This is a genomic window from Halomonas sp. H33-56, assembly GCF_040147035.1.
Classification (GTDB): domain Bacteria; phylum Pseudomonadota; class Gammaproteobacteria; order Pseudomonadales; family Halomonadaceae; genus Halomonas; species Halomonas litopenaei.
Window position 1 is genome coordinate 725,599 of sequence record NZ_JAMSHP010000001.1, and the last position, 12,944, is coordinate 738,542.

Sequence of the window (12,944 nt, forward strand, 5' to 3'; positions counted from 1 at the left end):
CCGGGCCGTAAAGGCCCGGCGGGCGTCCGGCTCCCTGCTCCGGTACACCCTGTCTATGATAATACCCATTCAATATGCACTAGTTTACCGAATCGATGTCGATCACTGGATCGAAGGCGAAGACCTCTTTGAAGGGCACAGGACGGCCCAGGTGATACCCCTGGCCATAGGTGATGTTGTAGGACGACAGCAGCGGAATCAGCGCCTCCTGGTCGACGAACTCCGCCACGGCCTGTTTGCCGAAGCCGGTGGCGATGTCGGACACCGCCTTGACGATGACGCGGCTGTCGGGATTGGTCGCCAGGCTGCGGATGAAGGAGCCGTCGATCTTGATATAGTCCACCGGCAACTGGCCCAGATAGTGGAAACTCGAGAAACCGACGCCGAAGTCGTCCAGCGCGGTCCGACAGCCTAGATCACGCACGCTCTGCAGCACCCCGCGGGCGGTGGAGAAGTCGGTGACGGCGGCGGTCTCGGTGACTTCCAGCACCAGATGATGGGGATCGGCCTGACTGACCGTCAGCAGGTTGGCCAGGTACTGCTTCAGCCCTTCGTCGTGGAGCGACTGTCCCGACAGGTTGACCGCCAGGCTGATGCCCTCGAGCCTCGCCAGGGCATGCACGCAGTGATGCAGCACCCAGCGATCGATGGCCACGATCTGGCCTGAATGTTCGGCCACCGGGATGAAGCGTGCCGGTGATATCAGGCTGCCATCGTCGTCGCGCATGCGCAGCAGCACCTCGTAGTGGCGGATCGAGCGATCCTCCAGCCGCACGATGGGCTGTACCATCAGCACGAAGTCACCCTCCACCAGGGCTCGGCGAATGCGGTCGACCCAGTAGACTCGCTCGTTGAGCTCATCCCGGGCGTTTTCCAGGGTGGCCAGCAGGTGCCAGCGCTGCAGGTTGCTGGCCTTGGCCTTGTACATGGCCACGTCGGCGCTGGCCATCAGGTCAGCGGGGGTGGCGCCCTCGGTGGGGAAGGGGACGATACCGATGCTCGCGGTGACCCGGTGGCGACGTCCTTCGGCGACGAACCCGAGGCTCTCGAACAACTGGTTGAGGTGCTGGGCGACGCGGATCGCGTGGTCGTCGTCGACCCCAGGCAGCAGCAGGGCGAACTCGTCGCCGCCGAGGCGCGAGATGACCCCTCGGTGGGCGTACTCCTGCTGCAGCAGGCGGGCCACGGTATGCAGCATGCGATCCCCGGCATGATGGCCGCTGAGCTCGTTGACCTCCTTGAACTGGTCAAGGTCCAGCAGCATGACCACGCCCTGCTCGTCACGGGCCAGGGCCTTGCGCAGCGACTCCAGGAAGAAGCGACGATTGTAGAGCTCGGTCAGCGGATCGCGCTCGGCGAGCCAGGTCAGTCTGGCCTCGGCGGCCTTGCGCTCGGTGATATCAAGTCCCACCGATATGCGTGCCAGGGAGGCTTTGGCACCGCTGTTCAGCGGGCTGTGGTACCAGATGATGGTGCGTGGCTCCCCATCGGGAAGGGTCAGGGTGCGTTCTTCCTGATGCAAGGGCTGGCTGGGCTCGCTGTCCCCCGGGCCTGCGCCGAAGATGTCGTCGAAACGACGCCCCAGCAGTTCCTGGGAGGGGCAGCCGAGCTGGTCCTTGAGGTAGTCGTTGACCATGTCGATGCGCCCCTCTTCGTCCAGCGTGAGGATATGCACCTGGGCGGTATCGATCAGATTGCTGACAAAGTCCCGCTCCCTGGCCAATTCATCGATACGACGTGCCAGCTCATCCCCCCGCTGAGCCACCTGGCGCTGCAGGCGCTCGAGCTTGTCGGCCAGGGTCAGGGTGCTGGATTCCAGCACGTCGATCTCGTCCGGCAGGCGACGTGGCGCCAGCGGCAAGGCTTCGCGCGCCTGGGAAAAGCCACCACTGGCCAGCGGCGGCAGCACCGAGGCCACCCGGCGCAGTCGAGCCATGGGACGCAGCAGGATCGCCAGCAGCAGGAGTTCGGCAGACAGCCAGCCAAACAGACTGGCCATCATCTGGGTCCGGGTATCGAGCTGGATGGCATGGATCTGGGTGGTGATGTCCGAGATCAGCACGAAATAGGCGGGTGCAAGAGCCCCGGAGGACGAGGTCAGCGGGACGGCGGAAAGCTCCAGATGACGTCCCTGCTGTTCGAGGCGCAGGGGTTCCTGCGCCAATGCCTCGAGGGAACCTTTTCGGCTTGCCTGGTGCAGCAGCGGCAGGCTCTGTGAGGCGTTGGTCACCGCCTGTACCCGTCCCTTCCAGCCGTCCAGTCGACGTGGTTCAAAGGCGGCTTCGGTGGCGCTGGTATCGACGCTGATCAGGGCGACTTCGCTGGTGGATATCTCGCGAGTCTGGCGGGCGACGTCCGCCAATGAGCGAGACAGCAGCAGGGTGCCTGCGCTGCCGCCGCTGGCCAGTATCGGGACCACGGCATACTGGCGGCACTCGGGAGAGCACTCGAGCGGCGACAGGGGGAGCTCCCGGGACATGACGCTTTCCACCCAGCGCCGATAATGAGGCGGCGGCGACTGGCCTGGTTCGAGCCCCAGCGACATGACCGCACGGGTGCGATCATCGTAGACCAGCATCTGTTCGATGCCCGCCTCCAGCTGGAGCGAGGGCCACAGTGAGGCCAACGCAGGGGACAGCGCCTCGGGCGGTGACGGCGGGGCCCCCTGCTCCAGCGCAGGGCCCAGGTCGGGCGAGGCCGCGATCAGTCCCGCCAGCTGCTGCAACCCTTTTTCCGAACGGCGGATGGCGAACTCGAGCTCACGCTGCTGGCGCTCGATCTGCTCCTGGCGCGTGGCGGTGAACTGACGTGTCAGGTTGGTGTGAGACAGGTAGGTGAACAGCACTGCCAACGCCACCAGCAAAAGGCTGGTGAGGGTGACCACTCGCCATGTGAGGCCCAGGCGAAGGCGCTCGGGGCGTGACGGGCTGGTAACCGGCATCAGAACCTCAACGAGAGCTGGAAGAGCCACATGTTCCAACGTCGCTCGGTGTCTTCAGGATCTGGATTATCCTGAACCGGCAGCCAGGCGGTCCCGTCCACATAGTGATATTCGCCCGCCAGCATGACCCGTGAATGGGGCTGCCACTGTAGACCGAAGGTCCAGTCATTGGCGTACTGGGAGTGGGCCGGACCACGGCCTTCGCGTTCGTAGTCGGTGCCGTTGCGGTCGTCGCGGTCGTTGACCAGGCTGTCGTAGCGGACCAGCCAGCGCCAGTCGTCGAGGAAGCGCCGGCGATATTGCACGTACCAGCTTTCACCCTGGTTCTCGTTGTCCTCGAAGGCGTCGAAGCCGGTGAGGCTGACGTCGCGCAGCGCGTACTCCGCGGTCAGGCTCCACAGCTCGGCGTTGTATTGAGCAGAGAAGATCCACGGCTGGAAATCGAGCTTGCCGTCTCCGGGAAAGGCACCGGGGGAATCGTAGTCGGCCTTGACCGAAGCCGCGCTGACGGCAAATACCATGCGACCGCCGTCGTGTTCGTAGCGCACCTGGCCTACCGCCGAGGTGTCGGCGTCGAAGGAGCCGGGTAACACATCGAGACCCAGCACCTCTTCCACATCGTCATCCACCTGCGCCTGGCCGACACCCAGCTGGGCATGGATCACGCCGTTGTCGATGCGCTCTTCGTGGTAGAGGCTGACGCCGTCGGCAGACAGCCCCAGGGAACGGGTGCGGTCGAAATAGATCGACTGTGGCAGCAGAATGCTGGGGCGGGTAAAGGCCACGTCCCGGGTCTGGTTGTAGAAGCCGAAGGGATTCTTGAAGCGCCCGACCTGAATGCCGAAGGTGCGATCCCGGTCGGACAGCATCTGCCAGTCGACGATACCGTAGTCGAGTTCCACCGAACCGTTGTCGACCTCGCCGGCGCGCCGGCTCAGGGCCTGGGCGGCCAGCAGCAGGTTCTCGGTGGGTCGGATGGAGGCGTTGATGCCGAGCTCCGTGTAGTCCCAGCTGCCGCCACTATCGCTGCTGTCGCCGAACATGTTGTTGTCGTCGGTGATCACCAGCGCCTGGCTCAGAAAACCGTGCACCTGGAAGGTGTCCAGGGGGGACGCCTGTGCGGTGGACACCAGCAGCAGCGGCACCAGCAGCGAAGGCGCCAGCAGCCCCAGGCGGCAACCCACCGACCTAATCCCTGGCAATGGCTTGGACGCGCTCATCCAGATACTCCCTTTCGATGTAGCCGATGGCTCCGGGGGTGGTGGCCACCGTGTCGATCATGTCTTGCTGACTGCGCACACGATGTGGCGCCTGCCCGGTACCCGAAAAGACGATGCGGTCCCAGGCCAGCTGCAACTGGTGAGGATAGACAGACAGCCATTCCTTGACGAAGGTGGCGTGGACGGGGTCGTCACTGGCCAGGACGTACACCTCCGCGCCTTGCCCGCTGGGCCAGGTGCGCAGGCGCATGGCAAAGATCGCCCGCAAGGTATCGCGGTCGAGCTCGTTCAGGGCAAGGCCAGGATGAGAAATGACCACCACCTCGTCTGCGGTCTTTCCCCACGCAGCCGTGCTGGCCAGCCCTCCGGAGATCAGGACCGTCCAGATGCAGAACAGGAGGCGAAGAGATAACCGACGCATCAACGCAGCCTCTCTGCAGCCTCGATGGAGGACAATCGCCACCTGGAGAGTGGCATCCACTGTGTCATAGTGCTCCGGATTCCCTGCATGGCTTCCTTGCGACGTCGCATTTCTTGGGCTTGGCCGCAGAAAAACGCTCTTTATAGGTAGATAGCCAGATGTCGTTACGCATCAAATGCGCCCAGCTTGTGCATTAACAAGCTTATCCTAAGGTGAGTCACTGTGGGGGAAAAGAGAGGTAGTAAAGAGTTTATGCCACCAACGCAAGGCGATGTGGTGCTTGCGAAGGTGGCATGGCAGAGAGAGGGACGGCCGGGATTCAGCCCTGAATGGCGAAGCTGGCCTGGTTCAACCACAGGTGCGCCGCGACGCTGGCGGCGTAGCCCAGCGCGATCACCGGGGCCCAGCGCAGGTGGCCCATGAAGGTGTAATAGCCGCGTGCCTGGCCCATCAGCGCGACGCCAGCAGCGGAACCGATCGACAGCAGGCTACCACCGACGCCAGCGGTCAGGGTGATCAACAGCCAGTGGCCGTGGGACATCTCTGGCTCCATGGTCAGTACCGCGAACATCACCGGAATGTTGTCGACCACCGCCGAAATGACACCGAGCGCGATATTGGCCCAGGTCGCGTCCCACTGGTTGTACATCACGTCAGACAGCAGTCCGAGATAGCCCATGAAGCCAAGACCGCCAACGCACATGACGACACCATAGAAGAACAGCAGGGTGTCCCACTCAGCCCGGGCGACCCGGTTGAACACATCGAAGGGGACCACGCTGCCGAGTTGCTCGAGCTTCTTCCAGTCGCCCTTCTGGGTATAGACGGTGCGCTTGCGATCCAGCGACTTGGGCAGGCTCTTGCGCAGATAGAAGCCAAAGAACTGCAGATAGCCCAGTCCGGTCATCATGCCAAGCACCGGCGGCAGGTGCAGCAGGGTGTGGCAGGCAACGGCGGTGGCCACCGTGAGCAGGAACAGGACGATGATGCGGCGTGCCCCACGCTTGAGCTCCACCGTCTCCTCGAGGCTGTCCGGGGTGCGATTGTGGATGAAGAAGCTCATCACCACCGCCGGGACCACAAAGTTGATCAGCGAGGGAATCAGCAGTTCGAAGAACTCCTGAAATTCGATCAGGCCGGCCTGCCAGACCATCAGGGTGGTGATGTCGCCGAAGGGGCTGAAGGCGCCACCTGCGTTGGCTGCGACCACGATGTTGATACAGCAGAGATTGATGAAGCGCTTGTCACCTTCGGCCACCTTGGTCACCACCGCACACATCAGCAACGCCGTGGTCAGGTTGTCGGCGATCGGCGAGATGACGAAGGCAAGGCCGCCGGTGAGCCAGAACAGGGTGCGGTAGCTGAAGCCTTTCTGGACCATCCAGGAACGCAGGCCATCGAAGATCCGGCGCTCGTCCATGGCGTTGATGTAGGTCATCGCTACCAGCAGGAACAGCATCAGCTCGGAGAATTCCAGCAGCGTCATATGGAAGGCATGCTCGGCCTCATCCGGCATACCGGATTGCACGTAGGTCCAGCCGATCAGCGCCCAGATAAGGCCTGCCGCCACCAGCACGGGCTTGGACTTGCGCATGTGCAGCTTTTCTTCCGCCATCACCAGGGCGTAGGCCAGTACGAAGATGGCCACCGCCAGAAAGCCGGCGAAGGAGCCGGTGAGGTCGAGTTCTCCGGTCACCGCCTGGCTGGCTCCCGCCAGGGTGAGCCCCATCAGCAGCAGAGCGGCGAGGACGAGCCAGCGACCCGGTCGTCGTATCCTCTTGTTGTCATAATTATGCATGACGATGTCATCCTGAATGTGAATGAGAAAGGGAGAAATCGACGTCGAGACTACCACAGCGTTTTGCACTGCAATATGCTGCCAAAGGCGCGCTGGAATGCACCTTTGGTAGGAGTAGTGAGGCCCTGTCCGGTTGTCGGGGCAAGAATCTGTGCTAGTTGATGCCGGCGGTGCTCATCTCGGCAGGTTCTGTGGCATCATGCTCGCCTGGAGAGCCTCCGGGAGCTCCATCTTCAGTTTCAGCCAGGCGCCTGTTCCATGTTTCTTGATGACTACCACTCCTGCGTCGATGATCGCATCGTGATTTCCGCTGACCAGGCGAGCCGCTTCGCCAAGTGCATAGCCGGCGACTTCAACCCCATTCACACACCGGGCGCACGGCGGTTCTGCGTACCGGGCGACCTGTTGTTCGCTCTGGTGCTGAAGCGTTTCGGACTGTCGCCGCACATGAACTTTCGCTTTCTCGCCATGGTGGGGGCGGATCGGGCGCTCAGTTTTCGCGAGGAAGGCGACCGGGTGATACGGGTGCTGGACGATGACGGCAAGTGCTATCTGGAGGTCGAACGGCGCGGAGAGGCGACCTTCGACGAGAGCGTCGTCGAAGCCTTCACGCGCTGCTACGTGGCGTTTTCTGGAAAGAACTTTCCTCACTACATGAAGCCGCTGATGGAAGACTGCGGTGTCATGTTCAATCCCAAGCGGCCGCTGGTGATCTACGACAGCATGGGCTTTTCGCTGACGCGACTGGATGCGCTGGAGCCGGCGTTACGGCTGCTGGATTCCCGCCTGGAGGTCATCGGCAAGCGCGGTGACGTGCACCTCGAGTTCGCCATCGACGCCGCTGGAGAAAGTATCGGTCATGGTGGCAAGAAGCTGGTGGTCAGTGGCCTGTGTCCCTATGACGCCGAGGCCATGGACGACATCGTCGACCAGTTCTACCAGTTGAAGCGGGATCACGCCGGCACTCCCTGCTGAGTCCGGGCCGGACCTGACGGCCGGCTGCTGGTATCGCCGGCGTCGGGAGCGACACCTTCTTCATGGGCAGGCACCTTTCGTACCCGCCAAGCCCTAGGCGCTGTCCGAAAAGTCGACGAGCGAAGGTTAGACAAGGCAAAAATCGGTGAGAAAGCGCAGTTTACGGGGTGTAAATGAGCATTTTGACCGGGCTGGCGCACCAGCCGATTTTTAACGCCGTATTACCGAGCGCAGGCACTTTTCAGACAAGCCCTAGCCCAGCAGCCCCCTGACCAGCCCCAACGCCAGAAACGCCAGCACCAGTGCCCACACCGGCAGCCGCTTCAGCAGCACGAATCCTGCCACCACGATCGCCACGTCGAGGGTCGAGACGATGGCGCTTTGCCACACCGGATCGATGAAGGCGGCCCCCAGCAGCCCGACCACAGCGGCGTTGGCACCGCTCATGGCGGCCCTCAGGCGAGGGCGACGGCCGAGCCGTTGCCAGGCCGGCAACAGCCCGATCACCAGCAGGGCCCCGGGAAGGAAGATGGCGACCAGCGCCAGGGCGCCCGCCCACACGCCGCCGGCAATGCTGCCCAGATAGGCGGCGAAGGTGAACAGCGGCCCCGGAACAGCCTGAGCGGCGCCGTAGCCAGCCGTAAACTCCTGAGTCGAGACCAGCCCGCGGCCGACCACCTCGGCGTCCAGCAGCGGCAACACCACATGGCCCCCGCCAAACACGAGTGCGCCGGCGCGATAGAAACCGTCGGCCAGCGTCGTCCAGGCGTTGGGCGAGAGCCAGTGCAGCAGGGGCAGCCCTCCCAGCAGCAGCGCGAACAGCACCAGGGCAACGGGACTCACCCAGGACGCCAGCGATGGTGCCGGCACGCCAGCGTCGTCGGTCGACGTTGGCGTCGCGCCTTCCAGCAGCAGGAGACCTGCCAGGGCTCCCAGCACGATGACCGCCACCTGGGCGCCGATGCCGCCGACGACCAGCATGATGGCAAGCGCCACCAGCGCCATCCCGGCACGCGGAAGATCCGGGCAGAGGCTGCGGGCCATGCCGGTCAGGGCCTGGGCGACGACCACCACGGCGACCAGCTTGAGCGAGTGGATCAGCGCTTCGCCAAGGGCGCCGTCCATGGCACCGGCACCATAGGCGAAAGCCATCATCGCCAGTGCCGAGGGCAGGGTGAAGGCGAGCCAGGCCAGCAGGGCGCCGACCAGGCCGCCGCGGATCAGTCCGATGGCGAGCCCCACCTGGCTGCTGGCCGGGCCGGGAAGAAATTGGCACAGCGCCACCAGTTCGGCGTAGGCGGATTCGCTCAGCCAGGCCCGGCGCTTGACGAAGACCTGATGGAAGTACCCCAGATGAGCGACCGGACCGCCGAAGGACGTCAGCCCGAGGCCAAGGAAGGTCAGAAAGATATCCAAGTGGCGTCGCGGCTGTTGTCGGAGGGGTTGTTGCGATTGTTGAGGGCTGTGTTCCATGACGTCACCGCGAGAAGTGGCAGTCCAGTCTGGCACCTCGAGGTGACAGTGAAATGAAAAGAGATAACGGAAGGCAGGTGGCATGGATAGGGGGCGTCATGCCCCCTCTCTGTCTGCGCTCTGTCTCCAGTCTATCTCAACTCAATCTCCGCTCTATCTCCAGTCTGGCCGACTAGCCCTTCGGCCAGGGCCTCATCCCACCAGTCAGCCAGCGCCGGTACTTTTCAGGAAAGCCTTAGGCGCTGTCCGAAAAGTCGACGAGCGAAGGTTAGACAAGGCAAAAATCGGTGAGAAAGCGCAGTTTACGGGGTGTAAATGAGCATTTTAAGCCGATTTTTAACGCCGTATTACCGAGCGCAGGCACTTTTCAGCCAAGCCTTAGCGCAGGTAGAGGCGGCCCTGTTCGTACAGACTGCGGCAGTCGCTGGCGTCGTGGAAGCGATCGGCTTCGATATTGCCGCTGGCAACCCCGGGGCCGGCGAAGCGAGGATCATCGCACTCACCGTCGTGGCTCCACTGGCTGCCGTCGTCGCCCCACTCGATCTCGCCACCGACGTAGCTGCTCGATGCGCTGGCAGAGGCGCCGGCCGACGCTGCGCTGCTGGTGGACAGCGACTCGGATACCACCAGGGTCGCGGGTGCCAGCTGGCCGCTGCCATCGTAGCTGCCGACCCAGACGTTGTAGTTGCCGCTGGGGGGCGAGGTCAGTACCACCGCCGGATCGGTGCCGTCGGCGTCATCGCTGCAGTGCCAGATGCCGCTGGCGTCGTAGACCACCAGGGTGGTATCGCTGGCCGAGGTGGCGGCGATCTTCAGCGGATAGCTGCCGGCGGTGTAGTTGATGTCCACATCCGGAGCCTCGGCGTTGACGAAGCCGGCGCAGTCGGCGCTGACCACACTGGCCCGGGTATTGCCGCCGGCCATCACGTCGAGGGTCTGGGGATCCGGCTGGAAGCCGGCGCTCAGGGTCAGGGTGGAATAGACCGGAGCGGCGGACCAGTCGAGCTGCTGGGCCACGGCAGGCTTGCTGGTGGACATGCCGGCGCAGGCGGTGGTCAGCAGAGGAAGCGCCAGAATGAGGGAGGTACGTGCGAAGGGGGGCATCGGATGTCCTTGGATGGCGACGGGGCGAATGAGACACCAGGTCAGTTGAACGAGGGGGCAGTCGAATGGACGGACGACATGACAAGAGCGACGCCCGAATTTCAGCGCACGCCCGGTCCTTAGCATAAAAAACCTGGATATCGGATACCACTTAATAAGCACTCACTAGCTCTGGGCGATAGTGCTGTGCTGAATCGGCGCATCAGGCTGAATCAGCAAAAAGTACGCTGAAAGTGTGTTCTACAGGCGTGGTACTGTGATTCATGGAAATTTGAGAGCAGGCGATGGCGTCGGGGGTCTTCGGAATGGGCCCGCGCAGGGCACCCGGGAATCCGGTTCGGTCTTCGCCAGCACTCGACGAGACCGTCATCTTCCCGACACGCAGAGGATGCTGCCGATGGATACCCCCCGTACGGAGCGAATCTCGATCTACCCCTTGACCACCCGCGTAAGAGTGGACGTCGAAGGCCAGGTCCTGGCCGACACCCTGCACGCGCTGGAACTCACCGAACCGGGCTACCCGCCACGTCTCTACCTGCCTCGCAGCGACGTCGACATGAGTCGTCTGGTAGAAAGCGACACCCGGACCCACTGCCCGTTCAAGGGTGACGCTCGCTACTTCCATGTGGAGGTCAACGGCCGCCGTTACGAAGATTCGGTGTGGAGCTACGAACAACCCCTCGATGGCGTCCAGGCGATCCGCGCCCACCTGGTATTCGATCCCAGGGTCGCGACCGCCAGCGTCGAATCCTGAAGAGGGGCCGCTTGGCGATAGAGAGCCCTGTCAGGCGGTCAGGCTGCCAGAAACTGGTCAGCACAGCTCCAGCGGCACTTCTTGGGCCTCGAAGGCCAGCAGCCATTGCTTGCGGCCCATGCCACCTGACGATAGAGAGCCCTGTCAGGCTGCCAGGAACTGGTCAGCACAGCTCCAGCGGCACTTCCTGGGCCTCGAAGGCCAGCAGCCATTGCTTGCGCCCCATGCCACCTGCATAACCCGTAAGGCTGCCATCACTGCCGATGACCCGGTGGCAGGGCACCACGATGGCGATGGGATTGCGTCCGTTGGCCGCGCCCACCGCCCGGTGGGCTCCCTTGCGGCCGAGTCCTTCGGCGATCTGGGCATAGCTTCGGGTCTCGCCGAAGGGGATCTCCGACAGCGCCTTCCACACCTGACGCTGGAAGTCGGTGCCCAGGGGATCCAGCGGCAGCGAGAAGCTCTGGCGTCGCCCCGCAAAGTAGTCATCAAGCTGTTCGCGGCAGGCGCGAGTGTGCTCCGAGGGGCGAGCCGTGATGGTCTCGGCACGACCGATGTCGATAAAGTCGAGTCGGGCGACGCCGCCAGCGGTAGCGGCGATGACGATGGCTCCCAGAGCGTCGACCTCGGGCGGATGGTAGACCTCGAGTCCAGCGAAGGCGTCGAGACAGGCGATGGGATCAAGGGTCGTTGTCATGGTCATGACTCCAGAGTTGCAGCAGCAGATAGCTGCGCCAGGGGCGGGCCTTGTCAATGTCGATGCCGATGTCGCTGTCGCCCCCAGCCAATGAAGGGGGGGACAGGACGCGTCGAATCACGGCGTCACCGGCGAGCCAGACATCGGGATCGCTTTCGCCCCTTAGACGGGCGTAGCCGGCGGTCCAGGGGCCGATGCCGAGAATGTCCTCCCAGTGCGGAGGCTTGCGCTCGTCACCTGCCACCGCCTCGGCCAGGCGTCGAAGCGTCTGGCGTCGGCTGTCGGGCATGCCGAGAAAGGCAAGCGGCGAGCCTGCCAGCGACGCCGCGCTCGGAAAGTGGCAGCCACCGTCCGGGGTCCTCTCGCCGAGGGCATCGACCAGCGTCTGGGTCAGGGCGCGCGCCTGGACGAGGCTGACCTGCTGGCCGAGTACGGCGCGAACGGCAGCCTCGAAGGGTGACCATAGCCCAGGCAGGCGCAGGCCTTCCACCAGCGGCAGAACGGGAGCCGCGTCGCGCAGGGTCGCGTCGATCAATGAGGGGGTAGCGTCCAGGTCGAGCATGCGCCGAATATTGGCGATGACGCCGGTCACCTGATTCAGATCGTCGATGACCAGTTCGACACGAAAGCCATGGCGTTCGGGCTGATGGAAGGCGGTGAAGTGCCCACGGGCGCTACGCCAGCGGAAACGTCGGCCGTAGTGATCGTCGCCGACCCACTCGAGACCGCGGATCGCTCGGCGAGCGAAGAAGTCGCGCAGCGTGGCGAAGGCGTAAGGGGGACGATAGCCGAGGGTCAGGCTCAGGCACTGGCCGAGCCCCTGCCCTGTGTCCTTGCGCGTGCTGGTGCTCGACACGCGCCGGCGGATATCACGGGGGCTGAGTCCGATGCGCTCGCGGAACACCTCGTTGAAGCGTCGTACGCTGCCGAAGCCGCTGGCCAGCGCGACCTCGCCGATGGTCAGGCTCGATTCATGCAGCAACTGTTTGGCGAACAGACAGCGACGATGCTGCGCATAGCCCGATGGCGAAATGCCCAGGTGGCGCTGAAACAGCCCTCGTAGATGGCGAGCTCCGATACCGAGCCGTGCGGCCAGGGCCTCGACCGAGTCACCATCCAGCGCGCCCTGGTCGATCAGCGCAAGCGCTCGCTTGAGGGTGGTGTCACTACCTTGCCAGGCAGGCGAGCCCGGGGCGCTGTCGGGACGACAGCGCAGACACGGTCGGTAACCCGCCTGGAGCGCGCCCAGCGCACTTTCGTAGTAGCGCACGTTGTCTTCCCGCGGCAGTCGCGCCGGACAGATGGGCCGACAGAAGATACCGGTGGTCAGCACCGCCACGAAGAAGCGACCGTCGAAGCGTGGGTCCCGGCTGAGCCGGGCACGTCGCAGCGTCGCGAGGTCAAGCGTCATGGGGTGGGATGCGCGGGCGCCTGATGCGTGGCCCGGGGCGCCTGGCTGGCGGGTGGCGTTCAGGTTGGCGGACGGCGCAGGCATGTCCCTCTCCCAGACGGTATGCTTGAGGACAAGTCTATCGCGTCCTTGTCCCCACAATGGCGGAAA

The 12,944-nt window shown here is 64.0% G+C and carries 10 protein-coding genes; 2 read left to right on the forward strand and 8 right to left on the reverse strand.

Going from position 1 to position 12,944, the window contains the following annotated elements:
• Nucleotides 1-79: 79 nt before the first annotated feature.
• The 4 genes from NFH98_RS03335 to nhaD form a co-directional block, all read right to left on the reverse strand.
• The gene (locus NFH98_RS03335; protein ID WP_349622228.1) at nt 80-2,941 is read right to left on the reverse strand and encodes a bifunctional diguanylate cyclase/phosphodiesterase; all 2,862 of its coding nucleotides are present in this window, start codon (nt 2,939-2,941) and stop codon (nt 80-82) included.
• On the reverse strand, nt 2,941-4,161 hold the full coding sequence (locus NFH98_RS03340; RefSeq protein ID WP_231498440.1) for a putative porin: 1,221 nt from the start codon (nt 4,159-4,161) through the stop codon (nt 2,941-2,943). The genes NFH98_RS03335 and NFH98_RS03340 overlap by 1 nt, the downstream gene beginning before the upstream one ends.
• Nucleotides 4,130-4,642, reverse strand: a complete 513-nt coding sequence (locus NFH98_RS03345) for a substrate-binding domain-containing protein (RefSeq protein WP_231498441.1) — start codon at nt 4,640-4,642, stop codon at nt 4,130-4,132. Before NFH98_RS03345 ends, NFH98_RS03340 begins: the two co-directional genes overlap by 32 nt.
• 259 nt (nt 4,643-4,901) lie before the next feature.
• Nucleotides 4,902-6,380: a sodium:proton antiporter NhaD gene (gene nhaD, locus NFH98_RS03350; RefSeq protein ID WP_045991758.1), complete on the reverse strand. Its 1,479-nt coding sequence runs from the start codon at nt 6,378-6,380 to the stop codon at nt 4,902-4,904.
• A 258-nt stretch (nt 6,381-6,638) separates the two neighbouring features.
• Here nhaD and NFH98_RS03355 point away from each other — a divergent pair, with 258 nt between their 5' ends.
• Nucleotides 6,639-7,355: a DUF3581 family protein gene (locus NFH98_RS03355; RefSeq protein ID WP_222568215.1), complete on the forward strand. Its 717-nt coding sequence runs from the start codon at nt 6,639-6,641 to the stop codon at nt 7,353-7,355.
• A 252-nt stretch (nt 7,356-7,607) separates the two neighbouring features.
• Here NFH98_RS03355 and chrA read toward each other — a convergent pair whose 3' ends face one another.
• Nucleotides 7,608-8,771: a chromate efflux transporter gene (gene chrA, locus NFH98_RS03360; RefSeq protein ID WP_308812407.1), complete on the reverse strand. Its 1,164-nt coding sequence runs from the start codon at nt 8,769-8,771 to the stop codon at nt 7,608-7,610.
• A gap of 435 nt (nt 8,772-9,206) precedes the next feature.
• Nucleotides 9,207-9,932 (reverse strand): hypothetical protein, encoded by a 726-nt coding sequence (locus tag NFH98_RS03365; protein WP_052704305.1) that lies wholly within the window; start codon nt 9,930-9,932, stop codon nt 9,207-9,209.
• Between the two features lie 397 nt (nt 9,933-10,329).
• Here NFH98_RS03365 and NFH98_RS03370 point away from each other — a divergent pair, with 397 nt between their 5' ends.
• The gene (locus NFH98_RS03370) at nt 10,330-10,686 is read left to right on the forward strand and encodes a DUF427 domain-containing protein (RefSeq protein ID WP_045992174.1); all 357 of its coding nucleotides are present in this window, start codon (nt 10,330-10,332) and stop codon (nt 10,684-10,686) included.
• Nucleotides 10,687-10,849: 163 nt separating this feature from the next.
• Here NFH98_RS03370 and NFH98_RS03375 read toward each other — a convergent pair whose 3' ends face one another.
• Nucleotides 10,850-11,383 (reverse strand): methylated-DNA--[protein]-cysteine S-methyltransferase, encoded by a 534-nt coding sequence (locus tag NFH98_RS03375; RefSeq protein WP_108131303.1) that lies wholly within the window; start codon nt 11,381-11,383, stop codon nt 10,850-10,852.
• Complete coding sequence (locus tag NFH98_RS03380) at nt 11,367-12,878, reverse strand: DNA-3-methyladenine glycosylase 2 family protein (protein ID WP_231498443.1); 1,512 nt, start codon at nt 12,876-12,878, stop codon at nt 11,367-11,369. The genes NFH98_RS03375 and NFH98_RS03380 overlap by 17 nt, the downstream gene beginning before the upstream one ends.
• Nucleotides 12,879-12,944 lie beyond the last annotated feature (66 nt).